The sequence below is a fragment of the Pseudomonas sp. TE36184 genome, assembly GCF_054060055.1.
Genome location: NZ_JBSSCU010000001.1, coordinates 1,771,223 through 1,790,082 on the forward strand (window position 1 = coordinate 1,771,223; position 18,860 = coordinate 1,790,082).

13 protein-coding genes and 1 pseudogene are annotated in these 18,860 nt (G+C 60.8%); 11 read left to right on the forward strand and 3 right to left on the reverse strand.

Features of this window, described 5'->3' with window-relative positions; genetic code table 11:
* Positions 1-100: 100 nt before the first annotated feature.
* The 6 genes and pseudogenes from ACVWZP_RS07765 (at position 101) to ACVWZP_RS07790 (ending at position 7,355) form a co-directional block, all read left to right on the forward strand.
* Positions 101-1,258 (forward strand): efflux RND transporter periplasmic adaptor subunit, encoded by a 1,158-nt coding sequence (locus tag ACVWZP_RS07765; protein WP_046383181.1) that lies wholly within the window; start codon positions 101-103, stop codon positions 1,256-1,258.
* 12 nt (positions 1,259-1,270) lie between these two features.
* Positions 1,271-4,361: pseudogene (locus ACVWZP_RS07770) on the forward strand (multidrug efflux RND transporter permease subunit).
* A gap of 52 nt (positions 4,362-4,413) precedes the next feature.
* Complete coding sequence (locus ACVWZP_RS07775) at positions 4,414-5,055, forward strand: DUF1345 domain-containing protein (protein WP_017848412.1); 642 nt, start codon at positions 4,414-4,416, stop codon at positions 5,053-5,055.
* Positions 5,056-5,130: 75 nt separating this feature from the next.
* A complete protein-coding gene (locus ACVWZP_RS07780; protein WP_301556303.1) occupies positions 5,131-5,970 on the forward strand; it encodes an AraC family transcriptional regulator in 840 nt (279 codons plus the stop codon).
* Positions 5,971-6,024: 54 nt separating this feature from the next.
* Complete coding sequence (locus tag ACVWZP_RS07785) at positions 6,025-6,624, forward strand: LysE family translocator (protein ID WP_046383178.1); 600 nt, start codon at positions 6,025-6,027, stop codon at positions 6,622-6,624.
* A 269-nt stretch (positions 6,625-6,893) separates the two neighbouring features.
* The gene (locus tag ACVWZP_RS07790; protein ID WP_046383177.1) at positions 6,894-7,355 is read left to right on the forward strand and encodes a hypothetical protein; all 462 of its coding nucleotides are present in this window, start codon (positions 6,894-6,896) and stop codon (positions 7,353-7,355) included.
* 61 nt (positions 7,356-7,416) lie between these two features.
* Here ACVWZP_RS07790 and ACVWZP_RS07795 read toward each other — a convergent pair whose 3' ends face one another.
* The 3 genes from ACVWZP_RS07795 to ACVWZP_RS07805 all read right to left on the reverse strand — a co-directional run bounded on the left by ACVWZP_RS07795 (position 7,417) and on the right by ACVWZP_RS07805 (position 13,393).
* A complete protein-coding gene (locus ACVWZP_RS07795; RefSeq protein WP_457369633.1) occupies positions 7,417-9,681 on the reverse strand; it encodes an autotransporter outer membrane beta-barrel domain-containing protein in 2,265 nt (754 codons plus the stop codon).
* Positions 9,682-9,942: 261 nt separating this feature from the next.
* Complete coding sequence (locus ACVWZP_RS07800) at positions 9,943-11,934, reverse strand: hypothetical protein (protein ID WP_457369634.1); 1,992 nt, start codon at positions 11,932-11,934, stop codon at positions 9,943-9,945.
* A 217-nt stretch (positions 11,935-12,151) separates the two neighbouring features.
* Positions 12,152-13,393, reverse strand: coding sequence for a hypothetical protein (locus ACVWZP_RS07805; RefSeq protein WP_301556304.1), 1,242 nt, complete (start codon positions 13,391-13,393; stop codon positions 12,152-12,154).
* 276 nt (positions 13,394-13,669) lie between these two features.
* Between ACVWZP_RS07805 and ACVWZP_RS07810 the strand changes: the two genes are divergently transcribed.
* From ACVWZP_RS07810 to ACVWZP_RS07830, 5 genes are all read left to right on the forward strand, one after another.
* Positions 13,670-14,686 carry a LacI family DNA-binding transcriptional regulator gene (locus ACVWZP_RS07810; RefSeq protein WP_046383173.1) on the forward strand — a complete coding sequence of 339 codons (1,017 nt, stop codon included), beginning with the start codon at positions 13,670-13,672 and terminating at the stop codon, positions 14,684-14,686.
* Between the two features lie 76 nt (positions 14,687-14,762).
* On the forward strand, positions 14,763-15,545 hold the full coding sequence (locus ACVWZP_RS07815) for a sugar phosphate isomerase/epimerase family protein (protein ID WP_457369635.1): 783 nt from the start codon (positions 14,763-14,765) through the stop codon (positions 15,543-15,545).
* Positions 15,538-16,479 carry a sugar kinase gene (locus tag ACVWZP_RS07820; protein ID WP_046383172.1) on the forward strand — a complete coding sequence of 314 codons (942 nt, stop codon included), beginning with the start codon at positions 15,538-15,540 and terminating at the stop codon, positions 16,477-16,479. Before ACVWZP_RS07815 ends, ACVWZP_RS07820 begins: the two co-directional genes overlap by 8 nt.
* Positions 16,480-16,524: 45 nt before the next feature.
* Complete coding sequence (locus ACVWZP_RS07825) at positions 16,525-17,820, forward strand: MFS transporter (protein WP_128192512.1); 1,296 nt, start codon at positions 16,525-16,527, stop codon at positions 17,818-17,820.
* On the forward strand, positions 17,820-18,797 hold the full coding sequence (locus tag ACVWZP_RS07830; protein ID WP_301556305.1) for an NAD(P)-dependent oxidoreductase: 978 nt from the start codon (positions 17,820-17,822) through the stop codon (positions 18,795-18,797). Before ACVWZP_RS07825 ends, ACVWZP_RS07830 begins: the two co-directional genes overlap by 1 nt.
* Positions 18,798-18,860 lie beyond the last annotated feature (63 nt).

The following is an 18,860-nucleotide window of genomic DNA, read 5'->3' on the forward strand; positions in this document are numbered from 1 at the left end:
TGGGCTGCACCTTACATTTCTTCACAGACGACCTACACAGCTTCACAGCAGCGCAGTGCCGGCGACATTAGGATGCACCAGTCAATATTGGGATAAGAGCATGTCGAAGAATCTGTTTGCGCCGTTTTGCTTGCTGGCACTGACACTCGCCCTGAGTGCGTGTGACGAGTCGTCCGCCGAAGCACCGGAAATGCCCCTGGCCACAGTCCGCATCGAAACCCTCGAGGCCAAACCCCTGTCCATCAGCAGTGAACTGAGCGGGCGCATTGCCGCGCCGCGCATTGCCGAAGTGCGCGCGCGGGTCGCCGGGGTGGTGATGCAGCGGGTGTTCAAGGAAGGCCATGACGTGAAACAGGGCGACGTGCTGTTTCGCATCGACCCAGCCCCGTTCAAGGCCGATCTGGACAGCGCTCAGGCCAACCTGAGCAAGGCCGAGGCCAATGCGTTCCAGGCGCGCCTGCAAGAACAGCGCTACAGCCAGTTGGTCGAAGGCAACGCCATCAGCGGCCAGGACTACGACAACGCCCGCGCCGCCCTGCGCCAGACCAACGCCGAGGTCGCCGCGAACAAGGCCGCCGTCGAACGGGCCAAACTGAACCTGGGCTACGCCACCGTCACCGCGCCGATTTCCGGGCGCATCGGGCGTGCGCTGGTGACCGAAGGCGCGCTGGTCGGCCAGAACGAGGCCACGCCGCTGGCGATCATCCAGCAATTGGACCCGATCCACGCCGACCTGACCCAGTCCACCCGTGAGTTGAACGAGCTGCGCCGCGCCTTCCGCGCCGGCAGCCTGAAACAGGTCGGCCAGGACCAGGCCAAGGCCACGCTGATCCAGGACGACGGCAGCCTGTATCCGCTGCCGGGCAAATTGCTCTTCGCCGAGATCAGCGTCGACCCCGGCACCGGGCAGATCATCCTGCGCAGCGAGTTCCCCAACCCGGACCTCGACCTGCTGCCCGGCAGTTTCGTGCGCGTGCGCCTGGAACAGGCGGTCGACCGCCAAGGCATCAGCGTGCCGCAACGCGCGATCACCCGCGACAGCGCCGGCATCCCGATGGTGCTGTTGTTGGACGCCGAACAAACCGTGAGTTTGCAACCGGTGGAATTGGGCGCGGTGATCGATGACCGCTGGGTCGTCAGCGCCGGGCTCAAGGCCGGTGACCGCATCGTCGTCGAGGGCGTGCAACACGCGCGTCCCGGTGAAAAAGTTCAAGTGGATGACAGCCCGCCACCGCCCGCCCAGGCTTCCGGCCAATAAGGATCTTTGACCATGCCGCAGTTCTTTATTGACCGCCCGATCTTCGCCTGGGTGGTCGCCCTGTTTATCCTGCTGGCCGGCGCGCTCGCCATCCCGCAGTTGCCGGTGGCCCAGTACCCCAACGTCGCACCGCCGAAAGTCGAAATCCACGCGGTGTACCCCGGCGCTTCGGCGCAGACCCTGGATGAAAGCGTGGTCAGCCTGATCGAGCAAGAGCTCAATGGCGCCGATCACCTGCTGTATTTCGAATCCCAGAGCAGCCTCGGCTCGGCCACCATCACCGCGACTTTCCAGCCGGGCACCAACCCGGAGATGGCCCAGGTCGACGTGCAGAACCGCCTCAAGGCCGTGGAATCGCGCTTGCCCCAGGCGGTGACCCAGCAGGGTTTACAGGTGGAGAAAGTCTCCGCCGGCTTTCCTGCTGCTGGTGACCCTGACCTCCAGCGACGGCAAGCTCGATGACGTGGCGCTCAGCGACTACCTGGCGCGCAACGTGATGAACGAACTCAAGCGCCTCGACGGGGTGGGCAAGGCCCAGCTGTATGGCGCCGAGCGGGCCATGCGGGTGTGGATCGACCCGCAGAAGCTGATCGGTTTCAACCTGACCCCGGCCGACGTGAATGCCGCGATCAGCGCGCAGAACGCCCAGGTTTCCGCCGGCAGCATCGGCGACTTGCCGGGCACCAAGACCCAGGAAATCACCGCGGCGATCCTGGTCAAGGGCCAGTTGTCCACGCCGGCCGAATTCGCCGACATCGTGCTCAAGGCCAACCCCGACGGTTCCACCGTGCGTATCGGCGATGTGGCACGGGTGGAAGTCGGCAGCCAGGAATACCAGTTCTCCACACGCCTGAACGGCAAGCCGTCCACCGCCGTCAGTGTGCAACTGTCGCCGGGCGCCAATGCGCTGAGCACCGCGAACATGGTGCGGGCGAAGATGGATGAGCTGTCGCGCTACTTCCCGGCCAATGTCGAATACAAGATCCCGTATGACACCTCACCGTTCGTCAAAGTCTCGATCACCAAGGTGGTCTACACCCTGCTCGAAGCGATGGCGCTGGTGTTCGCGGTGATGTTCCTGTTCCTGCAGAACGTGCGCTACACGCTGATCCCGACCCTGGTGGTACCGATTGCGTTGATGGGCACCTTCGCCACCATGCTGTTGCTCGGGTTCTCGATCAACGTGCTGACCATGTTCGGTATGGTGCTGGCCATCGGTATCCTGGTGGACGATGCGATCGTGGTGGTGGAGAACGTCGAGCGGATCATGGTCAGCGAGGGCCTGTCGCCCAAAGAGGCCACGCGCAAGGCCATGGGCCAGATCACCGGGGCCATCATCGGCATTACGTTGGTGCTGGTGGCGGTGTTTCTGCCGATGGCATTCATGCCAGGCTCGGTGGGGGTGATCTACCAGCAGTTTTCGCTGTCGATGGCCACCTCGATCCTGTTCTCGGCGTTCCTCGCCCTGACCTTGACCCCGGCACTTTGCGCGACCCTGCTCAAGCCGATCGCCAAGGATGAGCACCACACCAAGGGCGGGTTCTTCGGCTGGTTCAACCGGCGTTTCGAACGGCTCACCGACCGCTACGAAGGCTGGGTGGCGTATGCCCTCAAGCGCAGCGGCCGTTACCTGCTGATCTACCTGGTGCTGCTGGTGGGCCTGGGGGTGATGTTCAGTCGCCTGCCCTCCTCGTTCCTGCCGGTGGAAGACCAGGGTTACACCATCACCGATATCCAGTTGCCGCCGGGCGCGAGCAAGAACCGCACGGTGCAAGTGGCCGAACAGATCGAAGCGCACAACGCCGAAGAGCCCGGGGTTGGCGACACCACCATGATCATGGGCTTCAGTTTCTCCGGCTCCGGGCAGAACGCGGCGCTGGCGTTCACCACGCTCAAGGATTGGTCGCAACGCAGCAGCGACGATTCGGCCGCCGCGATTGCCGACCGCGCCAACATGGCGTTCACCGAACTGAAGGACGCGATTGCCTATGCGATCCTGCCCCCACCGGTGGACGGCCTCGGCACCAGCAGCGGTTTCGAGTTCCGCTTGCAGGACCGTGGCGGCGTCGGCCACGCGGCGTTGATGGCGGCGCGTACCGAACTGCTGGACGCTGCGGGAAAAAGCCCGATCCTGGCCAACGTGCGTGAAAGCGCCCTGGCCGAAGCGCCGCAAGTGCAGTTGCAGGTCGACCGCAAGCAGGCCAACGCGCTGGGCGTGTCCTTCGCCGATGTGGGCAATGTACTGTCGTCGGCCATCGGTTCGGCCTACATCAATGACTTCCCCAACCAGGGCCGCATGCAGCGCGTGGTGGTGCAGGCCGAAGGCGACCAACGCAGCCAGGTCGCGGATCTGTTGAAGATCAACGTGCGCAACAAGGCCGGCGAGATGGTGCCGCTGTCGGCGTTCGTCGCAGCCAAGTGGACCCAGGGACCGACGCAGTTGACCCGTTACAACGGCTACCCGGCCATCGCCATTTCCGGTGAAGCGGCACCGGGGCACAGCACGGGCGAGGCGATGGAAGAAATCCAGCGCCTGGTCAACCAACTGCCGGCGGGCCTGGGCCAGGAATGGACCGGCCTGTCGTTGCAGGAACGCCTGTCCGGCTCCCAGGCGCCGCTGTTGCTGGGCCTGTCGCTGCTGATTGTGTTCCTGTGCCTGGCCGCCCTGTATGAAAGCTGGTCGATCCCGACATCGGTGCTGCTGGTGGTGCCGCTGGGCGTGCTCGGCGCGGTGTTGGCCGTGACCTTGCGCGGCATGCCCAACGATGTGTTCTTCAAGGTCGGGCTGATCACCATCATCGGCCTGTCGGCGAAGAACGCGATCCTGATCATTGAGTTCGCCAAGGACCTGTACGAGCAGGGCGAAGACTTGCTCGACGCAACCTTGAAGGCCGCGCGGCTGCGCTTGCGGCCGATCATCATGACCTCGCTGGCGTTCATCCTCGGCGTGGTGCCCCTGGCGATTGCCACCGGCGCCAGTTCGGCGAGCCAGCAAGCGATCGGTACGGGGGTGATCGGCGGGATGATCACTGCGACGCTGGCGGTGGTGTTTGTGCCGGTGTTCTTTGTGGTCGTCATGAAGCTGGTGCGCAAGCGTCCATAACCCGCGCAAAAATGCGCTATGGTGCTCACAACCGCCCTTGTTGTGAGCACCCATGCCCTTCCTCGCCCGCACCCACCCTCGCCTCTCTTGCGCCGCCGTCCTGGGCCTTGCCGTTGGCATCCTGGTACCCGCCGATACACTCGTGAGCAAAATCCTGATCGGCTGGAATGCCGGCGTCTGGATCTACCTGGTGCTGATGCTGTGGCTGACCATCCGCGCCAAGGCCGAAGACGTCAAACGCATCGCCGAGATCGAGGATGAAAACGCCGGCCTGGTGCTGTTCACGGTGTGCATCGCAGCCATCGCCAGCCTGGCCACCATCACCTTCGAACTGGTCGGCAGCAAGGACCTGAGCACCGCCGAGCGGCTGTTGCACTACGGTTTTACCGGCCTGACGGTCATCGGCTCATGGTTGTTGATCGGGGTGATCTTCAGCGTTCACTACGCCCGGCTCTATTACACCTGGGCCGGCAAAGAGCCGGCGCTGCGCTTTGCCGAGGGTTTGTTGACCCCCAACTATTGGGACTTCCTGTACTTTTCCTTCACCATCGGCGTCGCCGTGCAAACGTCGGACGTGGGTGTTGCCACCCGCAGCATGCGCAAGGTGGTACTGGGACAATCGCTGATCGGGTTTCTGTTCAACACGGCGATCCTCGGCTTTTCGATCAATATTGCCGCGGGACTGTTCAATTGACGCTGCACAAACCTTCTAGACGCCCACGGCTCGATGGGCGCTAGATAACATCGTCTATTCCGCCTCGGTGTTGTGATGACCGCGCACAATTGGATCGATCTGTCCCAGGACGCCGACACCGGCATCGAGACCCTGCGCGCGCATTTCGAAGGCCATGCCTACGATCCCCATTGGCACGACAGCTACCTGATCGGCGTGACCGAACAAGGCGTGCAGCAATTCAACTGCCGCCGCACGCGCCACAACAGCGTGCCCGGCCAGGTGTTCCTGGTGGAACCCGGCGAGTTGCATGACGGCGACGCGCCCACGGCCGACGGTTTTACCTACCACATGCTCTACCTCGACCCGCAGTGGTTGACGCGGGAAGTGAGCGCGGTCTTCGAAGAGGCTCCCGTCAACAGCCAGCTGAGTTTTGCCGCGACCTTGACCAACGACCCGCGCCTGGCCCTCGCCACCAGCCAAGCCTTTCGCACCCTGCACAGCGGCGAGTTGCGCATCGTGCGACAACGGGCCATGGACCAGTTGCTCGAACGCCTCACCGGCCAGCTCCACTGGCGCAGCCGTTACCGTGACGACCCACGCCTGCCGCTGGTCGCCCACAAAGCCCGGGAATACCTGCATGCCCACCTGCATCACGATGTAGGCATGGATGCCCTGGCGCTGGCCTGCGGCGTCGACCGCTTCCGCCTGACCCGGGCGTTCAGGAGCGCGTTTGGCCTGCCGCCCCATGCTTATCTGGTGCAACTGCGCCTGGCCCGCGCGCGGCACTTGCTGGCCAAGGGTGAACAACCGGCCGATGTGGCGATCGCCCTGGGCTTTGCCGATCAGAGCCACCTGGGCCGCTGGTTCGTGCGCGCTTATGGCCTGACGCCCGCCGCCTACCGCAAGCGCTGCTCAAATCTTCCAGACAGGTGATATGAACGCTGGTCAAGATCGACTCCATCAATGGGTTTACCGGAGTCCACCGCCATGTTGTCCAGCTTGCTGCCTTTTATGCTGTTTGCCTTCGTCGCAGCCATTACTCCCGGCCCCACCAACATCCTGGTGCTGAGCAACAGCGCGCGCTATGGCTTCAAAGCGGCCCTGCCGATCATCCTGGGGGCCTGCACTGGCGCGGCGGGGATTGTGTTGCTGGTCGGCTCGGGCGTCGGCCAGTCCCTGGTGCAACTGCCCAAGGTGCAAACGGCCATGCAATGGGCCGGTGTCGCGTGGTTGAGCTACCTGGCCTGGCAGATTTTCAACTCGCGCCCCCAGGCCTTGGACGCGCAATCAACACCTAAGCGTCTCGGCTTGACCGGCGCGGCCAGCCTGCAATTGATCAACCCCAAGACCTGGATGATGGCGTTGGCGGTGGTCAGCGTGTTTGCCGGCAACGGTGCGGAACGCCAGAGCCAGGTGGTGTGTCTTTCCCTGGTGTTTTTCCTGATATCGCTTCCATGCCTCGGCGTCTGGGCGTTACTGGGCGCTGGAACAAGCCGTGTTTTCACGTCGCCTCGTGCAATGACACGCTTCAACCAATATATGGCGCTATTGCTATTGACTGCGACCTGGCTGAGCGTAATTGTCTGACGGTGCCCATGCCAACTTACGTTAGTACAAAACCGAATTAAAAAAGACCTATTTAGATACTCATACCTGACAAGAATCTCCGTTTCAGGGCACCCCCTAACAACATCAAGCACGCCGGCAAATCAGCCTCATGATCACGCATAAGTCGCACCCGCCGTATACTGTTACTTCTGACAGTTTACAGCGCAGGTACTCTGCTATTACATGGCTCAGACAGAGCCATCGATGTCTCTGTGACTCGCACAATCATCAGTGATGGAGAAGCGATCATGACCGCACAAGCGCAAACTTTAACCCCCGAACAACAAAAGGCATTGCGTCCCAAACGATACCTTGCATCTGGCACTTTCCATGCGCGCATCGATTTGTCAACCGTGGTCTTTCAGACCCAGACCCTGGCACATGACTTCGAACAGGCGGTCTACAGAATCACTGGACGCCACGCCGATAACTCAGTGACCGTAAAAGAACTATTTATTCAGGTGCCGGATACTCTTCGTGTCGGCCAGGTAATCAAACTGGAAGAACAGCAGAATACCAGCGTCCAAGTTTGGTATTCGGTGAAGTCTCCCACGGCGCATTATACGGTGAGTGGCATTGAAGGCACATTGATCATTGAGGGACTGGCCGCGGGCGTCATTAAAATCAAAGGTTCGCTGCGTGCAACTACCGATGAAGATGTGAACGGAAACCCGCATATTCTGGAGGTCGATTTCGACCTGACCAGTTGATGGAATATACCAAAAAAAACGCCCGTATCTTTCGACACGGGCGTTGTTGTATGTCTCGCATTTACCAAGTGTAACGAACACCTACGTTGGCGCCCCAAGGCTGTTCGACCTTGCCGCCGCTGCTGTGCTCGAGGTCAGCATGCAGCTGCAGGTTTTGCGACAGTTTCACCGCAACACCCGCGCCGAATTCAGCACGAGAACCGGACAGGTCGTTGTTGAACACATTGTTGTTCACCGAGACCTTATTGTTGTTGGCAAACTCATGCACCATCGCCGCCCGCAGGTAAGGCTGCACCACGCTGCCACTGTCGAGTTGGATGTCGCGCCCTACCGTCGCGCCGGCCTTGGCCATGATCGAACGGGTTCGCTCACCCTTGGCTTGCAAGCCGTTGTCCAGGTTGTAATTGGCCCCCTGAATCACCACGGTGGAGACCTGGGCATACGGCTCGACAAAGAAGCCGTCGTCCAGCTTGATGTTGCGACCGAACTCTGCCGACAAACCGCCACCGGTGTTGTTGTACTTGCCCTTGGACGAGGTGCCGTCACTCAGCCCGACCTTGGACTCATTCTGGAACCGGTTGACCTTGGCGACCGCATCGAAATACAGCCCGCTTTCCTCTTCCAGCCAAGTCGCGTAAGCCCCCAGGTAGTAGCTCTTCACGTTACCGGAAGTACCGCGTTTGAGGTTCAAGTCCGAGCTGCTATGACCAGCCATCACCCCCACCATCCACTGGCTGTCAGCCAACGGCGTGTCGGCACCCAGGGTGAAGCCCTGCTGGTTCTGGCTGTAGCCAACACCAGTACTGTCAGACACTTCGTACTTATTCCCGTAACCGCGGACCCACAGCCCCGCCTGACCCGGCTCGAAACGCAACTCACCCATGCGAGTCCGCAGCGAAGTCGCCTCGCCGTACCACACGGTCGGTGCGGTGTTGAACAGCGCCAGTACCGAGCGAGTGCCTGGGCTGATCACACGGTTGTTCGGGTCGAGGAACCAGTCGGTGCCTTCTTTTTTCAGGGCGTAGGAATAAGCGCCAACGTCAACCATGTCGCCCACCAGCGAGAAGTGTGCGTCACCGCCGCCCGTGTGAACGATACGAATACCATCGGGGTTGACTGGCTCTGCGCCGCTCGCCGCGAGCAACAGATGGTGGTTGCCTTTAGCTTCGCCCTCGATGTTCAGGAAGTCCGTGATACCACGCGCGAAATCGGTGCCCATGACAAAGGTGCCGTTACCGTCGAGGCTGTCCAGGTCCAACTGATAGAACGCGTCGGTATGGCCGAACTTAACCGTGCCGCCCGCCAGGCTCAAGGCGCCGACTTGACTGTGGCCTGTCAACTCCCAGAAAGACCGGTCGCCGACGTTCAGGCTGGTGACATTCTGCAATTGACCGGTCAGGCCGGCGTTGTTCTGCAGGTTCAAATGCGCCGTACTGCCCGTTTCTACGATGACATTCCCGTTCAATCGGCTGTTGTCGACATTCATAGTGGCCATGGCATTGCCGTTGACTTCCAGCAACGTGCCGTTGCCGCCAGTCAACGTGGAGCCATTGCGCACATCAATTTCAACTTCCGGGGTCGAACCGTACTCGCCATTGACCACGAGGGCGGAACCGCTGCGACCTTCAACGCTGGAGTTGTCCAGGATCAGTTTGCCAACGCTACCGTTATCATAGTCATCGGTGAACAACACACCGTTCTTACCACCCACGATGCTGCTTTGGCTGGCAGTGACCGTTGCGCCGTCGACAAACACGCCAAAACTGTCGGCGCCGGTGCCTTCGACCAAGGTATTTTGACTGAAGTGCAGCTCGCTGTTGCCAGTTGTGATTGCCCCGCCGAGGAGGCCGCTGATGGTGCTGTTAAACACCGTGGCAACGCCCCCCTTGTCGGAGTCGTGGCTCTGGAAGGCTTGCAGGCCTACCGTGGTATGGCTGGTGATGTTGCTGTCGCGAATGAGCGCATCGCTATCATCCAGTCGCACCGCACCGAACACCGCATGGTTTGAATCGACGGTGGCACCGTTCAGGCTCACGGAAGAACCCTGGGTGGCACGGATGTCATCGATCCGGCTGCCAGCGTTTACAATCAGTGCCGAATCGTTGACCAGAATATGGTGTGTGCGGGCGCCGTTGACGGTCAACTCGGACTTCAGATCCAGTTGCCAGTCATTTTGCAGTTCATTGGCCTGAATGGTTTTTGACTCGCCAATCAGTTGGCCCGCTTGTGCGGTAGTTTGAACAGCCGTAAACATAAGAAAAGTAATAGTTGGAACTTTCATCATCTTGCTCAGTGGTTTGAGCTCGAAGTTAGTTAACACAGACATAGGGTTCTCTCTCTGAGGTAGAGCCTTTGAAACGGTTTGGCTCGTTCCCTCGGAATGGAGCCTTACCTGTACGGCGCAGAGATTACGCAGCGAACATAACTATGACTGTAGGATTAATCTGAACGAGCTGTGATGCTCACAAGGGCTAGAAGTGCTGGATAAGGCGCACAAGAATGCTCGCCTGGAGAGGACAATTCGCAATGCCTAATACGCCCAAAGGGAAGCCATGCTTCCCTTTGGGAGACCCTACTTGGAGCGGCGTCAAGGTCTGACGATTTGCATCCCATCACAGTATGTGTCCGGGTTGGAAAATACTGTGTACACCTCGGCCAACTCGCTGTGACCGGTTGCCCCTGTATTTACAATCGTGCTGTAGGTGACTTCACAAGGCCCAAGAACAGACTGTGTCAAGAATGGACGATAAGGGATCTCGACATTAAAGCCATTAGTCACATCCTCTGGGCGCAACGAAGGATAGGTAAAGTCTTGCGTGAATGGACCCGGTGGAAAACCAAAGGCCTCGCAGGAGATAGTAACGGTTACCGTCACGCTGTTACCCGCCACCAATCTCGGGTCGGCTGGAATGAACACCTCGGCATAATAAGTCGGCGGAGAACCGGGCCCACGAGTTTGCAGGGATTGGCAGCTCCACTCATCGTTGGCATCAAGATGCAAGAATTCGGCAGCCGGCAGTACCACGGTCACCGCATCGATCACGTTGACCTGGGTAACGCCCGACGGGTTTTCGTTAGTGGTGCCAGGGCCGGTGACAACGTAACTGACAGGCTGCATGCCATTGCCATGCCGGGCGACTACCTCCCAGGGGATGTTGAACGTCGCGTCGGCGCCAGGCGTTGTCGTGCTGAGGGGAAAGGGCCCTACCCGCTCTTTTGAAAGTCCCCAGAACAAGAAAAACCTATTTTCGGCATGGGGCAACGCAGCAATGTCCCAGAGTGGAATCACAATCCTGACGGGTTGATCCGCATCGCCAATGCGCAGGGTATTCAGTTCATCTGAAACCGCACCATACACTTGCGCCAGGTTCAGCGCGGGGTTCACATCGCCGGGTTCCAGGGTGCCTGGTAAAACCGGTCCTTCCACCGACAAGTCAAGTCGCACGGTCTTATCGGGAGATTCGAAAAACACGCCATTTCGGTCGATACGGTAGCGCACGCTCACCGTCTGTGGGCCAAGCGCCTGGGTATAGGCAGCCTTGATCGCCGCATTCATATTATTGAAAACCACCGGAAAAGCCCTGAGCTCGGTGGTTTGCGGGCCAAAAGGCTGTGCTTGCCATTGCACCTCGAACTTGTCCAGTCCTATAGCGTGATCAAGATACTCTTCAATGTGCGTTTCAATACCTTGTACAAAATCCGGAATATCGAGCAGATCATCGGTGCTGCCGTCCCGCGGGGCCGGCGCCAATGGCAGGAAGAGCGGCAACGGCACGGGATCGTCCAGCAACGCGACGGTGCGAAAATCATTGAACGAAGGGCGACTGGTGTTACCCGCCCGGTCCGTGATGGTGTAGAAAATATAGTACAGCCCACTCAGAATAATCTGCGCCCTGGGTAGGAAGAATGTGCCGCCTGTAGGCAGCATCGGTATGCCGTCACCACTCACCAAATACTCGGGTCGCGGGTCCATTACCGGACTGAAGTACACGTTAATCCTATCTCCCGCTTCATATCGCCCGGGTTGTGGGCCATAGGTGTTCGCGGGGATGCCAATCTCCAGGCCGCCTTCAGCTATCAGGAACGCATCGTTGATCACTGTACCGGGCGGCACATTGTTGAAGACTGGAACAGTCGGCTGCTCACGTGACGTCTCTATGGCATAGGGCGCAATGGTATCGACCCGGAACGCGCCTGGGTTGGAGGAATCGAAGGAAGAGCCTGGCACGCTACCGACATTACGGTACTGAGTATTTCTGAGTTCATAAAAACCATGTCGAAACTCAGGTACTGGCGCAGGCACAAACCTGCTGATGATCGGAGGAACCGGGTTCAGGTTGATTTGATAAGGTGCCACGAAGGTAGTCCAAGTAGGCGGAGTCACCGTGATGTCGCGAATTTCGACGCTCATCCAATCGTTGTTCCTCGAAACGCCCCCTGTGGTCAATTGGAGGGTAATGCCCACAGATGCGACGCTCACTGGAATAAGGCCGGTCGAATTATCCAGCGCCTCGCTAACCGTGGGCGCATTGAGAACCAAAGGCGCAGATGCAGTAGGCGAACTTTTTTTTCCACTCATTTCAGTCTCTCCTTGCTGTTTTAAATAGGCACCGCGCACAGGGGCGGGCCCTAATCGCTCGTTCAGTCGTTTGAGTTACTGCCAGGAGACTGAAACCGGGACACACTCTCGCCAGCCGAATGACTTTCGACCAACTACGCTCACTTTAAAAACTGCCGTCAGGACGTCACCGGACCTTTCGGTTCAAGCCGGCGCCGAGGGTGCGAGATAATCGGGCCTAAGGCTCTGGGCCGTTGCCGTCAATCCAGCAATAAACAGGGCTGGGCGGTGGTGGCGAAACAGGCACCACACGATCGAACTGCACGACCCTGGAAGCTGAGCGGCCCACAATGGCGCCTCCTCTGGACACCATGTAGCTTGCCTCGCCACCGGCATTTTTTTTCAATGGCCGGATCAGGCGCTCGACATCCCGAATCCAGAAGACATAGCCCGCGGCATCCTCCGCCTCGTCCCAATAGTGGTCGAGGGTCTCCACGATGTCGGGATTTGGATCGAGATCCGGGTACCTGTCGTAACCCTGGAACCTCAGCGTGATCAAATCGCCATGAAGAATGTTCGCATCTGGATCAATGAGAACCTCGACCCCGAACCATATCGGCGGCTGGGTACTGCACGTCATGTAGCGGTTGGGATGAGACTCCGACTGGGGAAAGCGAGGCCGAGGATAAGTGACGGGGGGAAGGTCAGTGCGAAGCCCGACCTGGGCCACCTGTGAAAACAACGGGTTCACATTACCGGCACGGTCCTTCAAACGATAAAAGCAAAAAAGCCACAGCGCCCCTGGATACCTGCGGAACACCTCGCTGGGCACGTCAACGATGATCGGGCCGCTATCGTTGGCCAGCGGCAATGAAATCAGGGTGGGCATGCCCGTTGGTAGTGCGTTCATATCAGAAAAATACAACAACACTTCATCACCCACCTCACGCCCCAGATAGCCCTGCGGGATTTCCATCGGCACCAAGGGATTGGCGATGAGGTAAGCCTCGGTGATCGGATCGATCGGGAAAATAGCCGGTGGCAGCAGCGCGCCACCACCCGGGGCATCTCGGTCGATTCTGATCGTCACGAACTCCGAGTTGTCGAAGCTCGGGCTATCCGGTGTGGTGTGATGAATTCGAAACCTGAGATCCACGATAGCGCTGCTCAAGAGGAAAGCCTGGGGAATCGTCAGCGCTAAAGGGAAATCAGCATCTGTCAGCGGCCCGCGCAATTCATGGGGAGGTGTATCAACGGGCCTGGCACCCCGGACATGCCACTCGAAAATCACATACTGGGATCTATCAGTACCGGGTAAAACCGCCCAAGGCGTTTCAATCAAAAGCCGTAGATCGGAAAAATTGAATTGAGCCGGGAGCAAACCATCCGGTAATACGTCGCGCACTGTTGGCGCATCAAGCACCAGAATGCCCCCCGAGCCCGAACGCCCGTTCGTGTTTGGTTGACTGCTGGTACCCATAGAAACCTCCCGCCACTCAGATAGATTCCACGTGCAATCGCACTGGCCGCTCGCCGTGCTTGATGGGGCACTGTCGGGGTTATTGAACAACGCTCCGTCCACGGCCGATACTGTCAGAACTAACAGGTGGAGACGCCATTCGTCGGTTTGGAGGCTTCTAACGGCGGCTCGGCCTGGCCAAAATAATCTTGACGAAACTGATCGGCTGGTGTTTTCTGAAACCGGTTTCAGTGCAAGAGGTACTGTTGCCTCAATTCCAATAAGAAAGGTTCTACCGTGACCTCATTTTCCGCCGCCCAGCGCAGCCGCGTGACCATGCTCGACGTCGCCCAGCGCGCCGGCGTGTCCAAAGCCAGCGTGTCGCGCTTCATCGGCGACGATCGCGCCCTGCTCTCCGATGCCATCGCCCTGCGCATCGAGCACGCCATCGCCGAACTCGGCTATCGCCCCAACCAGATGGCCCGTGGCTTGAAACGCGGGCGCACGCGCCTGATCGGTATGCTGGTGGCCGATATCCGCAACCCCTATTCCATCGCCGTGATGCACGGTGTCGAAACTGCCTGCCGCCAGCACGGCTACAGCCTGGTGGTGTGCAACACCGACCGCGATGACGAGCAGGAACGCCAGCACCTGGCGGCGCTGCGCTCGTACAACATCGAAGGGCTGATCGTGAACACCCTCGGCCACCACCTCGAACAACTGCTGGAACTGCAACGGGAAATGCCCCTGGTGCTGGTGGACCGCAAGGTCGCACCGTTGCGCAGCGACCTGGTGGGTTTGGATAACCCGGCCGCGGTACGCATGGCGCTGGAACACCTTGAGCAACAGGGCTATCGCGAGATAGTGCTGGTCAGCGAGGCCACCGATGGCACCAGTTCGCGCCTGGAGCGCCTTGACAGTTTCACCGCCGAGATTGCCCGCCGCCCGGCGTTGAGTGGCACGGTGCTGGAACTGGACGGCGCGCTGGAAAAGCGCCTGCGCAGCTTCCTGGCCAAGCCCGGCGCCAAAGCCGTGTTCTGCGCCAACGGCATCGCCGCCCTCGCCTGCACCCGCGCGCTCAAGGCGCTGGAGTGCGACCTGTTCGCGGACGTCGGCCTGATCGCCCTGGATGACCTGGACTGGTACCCGCTGGTGGGCACCGGCATCACCGCCCTCGCCCAACCGACGCAGGCGATTGGCGCCAGTGCCTTCGACTGCCTGCTCAAGCGCCTGCGCGGCGATACGGCGCCGGCCCGCACCCTGGATTTCCTGCCCGAACTGATCGTTCGCGGTTCCACCCAACCCACCTCGTAGCCGCTGTCGAGCCCTCGCGGGCGTCAATTCAATAGGTTGCGCAGAAAAATGAAACCGGTTTCAGAGGTACACAATCATGCATGAATACCCCGTCTCCATCAGCCTTTCCAGCTACGGCGCCGACCTCGTCCGCCAGCAGGGCCAATTGAGTTTTGTCGCCCTGCTGGCGGCGGCCGGTGCCCGGCGCATCGAGTGGCGCGAAGAGCTGCTGACCATTGAACAACCCGCACAACTGGCCCGGGCGGCGGCCGAACAAGGCCTGGAGTGCGTGTTCTCTTCGCCGCTGGAACTGTGGGTCGCCGGCCGCGCCCAGCCGAATGCCGAGCTCGCCACCACCCTTGACCGCGCCCAGGCCTTTGGTGCGCGCTGGCTGAAAGTCTCCCTCGGCTACTTCACCGACACCAACGACCTGCACAGCCTGCACGCCCTGCTCAACCGCCACCCGGTCAAGTTGCTGGTGGAAAACGACCAGACCCTGCATGGCGGTCGCATCGAACCGCTGCAACGTTTCTTCAGCGAAGTCGAGCGCCTTGGCCTGCCGGTGAAGATGACGTTCGATATCGGTAACTGGCACTGGCAGGACCAGTCCGCGCTCACCGCCGCGCGCCTGCTCGGCCGGCATGTCGACTACCTGCACTGCAAGGCCGTGGCGCGTCGCGCGGACGGCAAGCTGGTGGCACTGCCGCCCGGCGCCACCGACCTGCATCTGTGGGAACAACTGCTGGGCCACATGACTCAAGGTATTACCCGGGCAGTGGAATTCCCGCTGCAAGGCGACGACCTGGTCGAAGTCACCGCCCGGCAGGTCGCCACCCTCGCCCTGCTTGGCCAACCCCGTGCGGAGTACGCCCATGTCTGAGATCGATATCCTGTCGTTCGGTGAAACCATGGCGATGTTTGTCGCCGAACAGAGCGGCGACCTGGCCCAGGTGGGCCACTTCCACAAACGCATCGCCGGGGCCGACAGCAATGTCGCCATCGGCCTGTCGCGCCTGGGCTTCAACGTCGCCTGGCTGAGCCGGGTGGGCAACGACTCCCTGGGCCGCTTTGTGCTCGACACGCTCAAGCAACAAGGCCTGGATTGCCGGCACGTGGCGGTCGACCCGCTGCACCCCACCGGTTTTCAGCTCAAGTCCCGCGAAGAAGCCGGCGATGATCCCCAGGTCGAGTACTTCCGCAAGGGCTCGGCGGCCAGTCACTTATCCATCGCAGCCATCAGCCCGGCGCTACTGCAGGCACGCCACCTGCACGCCACCGGCATCCCGCCGGCCTTGTCCAAGGCCACCGGCGAGTTGTCCCGCGAGCTGATGACGCAAATGCGCAAGGCCGGGCGCAGCGTGTCGTTCGACCCGAACCTGCGCCCGGCACTGTGGCCCAGCCAGCAGCAGATGATCCGCGAGATCAACGCCCTCGCAGGCTTGGCCGATTGGGTCTTGCCGGGCTTGAGCGAAGGTCGCCTGCTTACCGGTTTCGACGACCCGGCGGACATCGCCGCGTTTTACCTGGACCAGGGCGCCGAAGCCGTGGCCATCAAGCTCGGCCCGGACGGCGCGTATTACCGCACCCAACTGGACCAAGGCTTTGTCGCCGCCGTGAGCGTGGACAAAGTGGTCGACACCGTCGGCGCCGGTGATGGCTTTGCCGTCGGCATGATCAGCGCCCTGTTGGAAAACCTCAGCTTCCCCGAGGCGGTACACCGCGGCAACTGGATCGGCAGCCGTGCCGTGCAGAGCCGCGGCGATATGGAAGGCTTACCCACACGCACGGAGCTGCCGACCCGATCCGTTGCTTGACCCACTCCCTGTTGCCACAACTACAACAAGCTCAGGAGCAACCCCATGGATACCTTGAAACTCGCCACCCGCCGTTGGTGGTACATCATGCCCATCGTCTTTATCACCTACAGCCTGGCGTACCTGGACCGCGCCAACTACGGTTTCGCCGCCGCCAGCGGCATGGCTGAAGACCTGATGATCACACCCGGCATGTCGTCCCTGCTCGGCGCACTGTTCTTCCTCGGTTACTTTTTCTTCCAGGTGCCGGGCGCGATCTACGCGCAAAAGCGCAGCGTGAAGAAGTTGATTTTCGTCAGCCTGATCCTCTGGGGCGGCCTGGCCACCCTGACCGGCGTGGTGTCCAACGCCTACATGCTGGTCGCCATTCGCTTCATGCTCGGCGTGGTCGAAGCGGCGGTGATGCCGGCGATGCTGGTGTACCTGTGCCACTGGTTCACCCGTGCCGAACGCTCGCGGGCCAATACGTTCCTGATCCTCGGCAACCCGGTGACCATGCTGTGGATGTCGGTGGTGTCCGGCTACCTGGTGCAGCATTTCAGCTGGCGTTGGATGTTCATCGTCGAAGGCCTGCCGGCGGTGCTGTGGGCGTTTATCTGGTGGCGCCTGGCCGATGAGCGGCCCAAGGATGCCCAGTGGCTGAGCGACAGCGAAAAGCACCAGCTGGAAACCGCCCTCGCCGCCGAACAGGTGGGGATCAAAGCGGTGAAGAACTACGCCGAAGCGTTTCGCTCGCCCAAGGTGATCATCCTTGCGCTGCAGTTCTTCTGCTGGAGCATCGGCGTGTACGGCTTTGTGCTGTGGCTGCCGTCGATCCTCAAGGCCGGCTTGCAGATGGACATGGTCGAGGCCGGCTGGTTGTCGGCGCTGCCCTACCTCGCGGCGGTGATCGGCATGCTGGTGGTGTCGTGGGGTTCGGACAAGCTGCAAAAGCGTAAACGGTTTGTGTGGCCGCCGTTGTTGATCGCCTCTATCGCTTTCTATGCGTCCTACGTGCTCGGCGCCGAACATTTCTGGTGGTCCTACACCCTGCTGGTGATTGCCGGCGCGTGCATGTATGCGCCCTATGGACCGTTTTTCGCGATTGTCCCGGAGATCCTGCCGGCCAACGTCGCCGGCGGCGCCATGGCGTTGATCAACAGCATGGGCGCGCTCGGTTCGTTCGGCGGTTCGTACCTGGTGGGTTACCTCAATAGCAGCACCGGTTCCCCCGGCGCCTCTTACCTGCTGATGAGCGGCGCGTTGATGGTCTCGGTGGTGCTGACGATTTTCCTCAAGCCCGGCGCCAGCGACCGCGAGCGCGCGCCGTTGCAGTCCCTCGAATTAAAGGTGAAGACCTGATGAAAAAGTCTGTCGTTCTGTACAAAAAACTCTCCGCGCCGCTGATGGCCCGGCTGCATGAGCACGCCGAGGTCACGCTGATCGACGCGCTCGACCCGCCCGGCCTGACCAAACTGCGCGACGCCCTCCCCGGCGCCCATGGGTTGCTGGGCGCGAGCCTGCGCCTGGACGCCGCGTTGCTGGACCTGGCACCGCAACTGGAGGCGGTGGCCAGCGTGTCCGTCGGCGTCGACAACTACGACATCGAGTACCTGACCCGGCGCGGCATCCTGCTCAGCAACACGCCCGATGTGCTGACCGAAACCACCGCCGACACCGGCTTCGCGCTGATCCTCGCCACCGCACGCCGGGTGGTCGAACTGGCCGATATGGTGCGTGCCGGCCAGTGGCACAAGAACATCGGCCCGGCGCATTTCGGCAGCGACGTGCATGGCAAGACCCTGGGCATCATCGGCATGGGCCGCATTGGTGAAGCGCTGGCCCAGCGCGGGCATTTCGGCTTCGGCATGCCGGTGCTCTACCACAGTCACTCGCCCAAGCCACAGGTGGAAGAACGGTTCGGCGCGCAGTACCGTCGCCTGAACGACTTGCTGCAACAAGCGGACTTCGTCTGCCTGACACTGCCGCTCACCGCCGAAACCGAGCGGTTGATCGGCGCGCAAGAATTCGCCCTGATGGGCCCGGAGACGATCTTTATCAATATCTCCCGCGGCAAGGTGGTGGATGAAGCCGCGCTGGTCGAGGCCTTGCAGCAGCGCACGATTCGCGCGGCGGGGCTGGATGTGTTCGAGCGCGAGCCGCTGCCCCACGACTCGCCGTTGCTGCGCTTGAACAATGTGGTGGCCACGCCGCATATCGGCTCGGCGACCCATGAGACGCGGGAAGCGATGGCCGAGTGCGCGGTGGATAATCTGCTCGCGGCGCTCGCCGGTCAGAAGCCGAAAAACCTGGTGAATCCAAGCGCCTGGATGCAATAGCTTCTGACACAACATAGAGCAAATGTGGGAGGGAGCTTGCTCCCGATGGCGCTGGATCAGTCA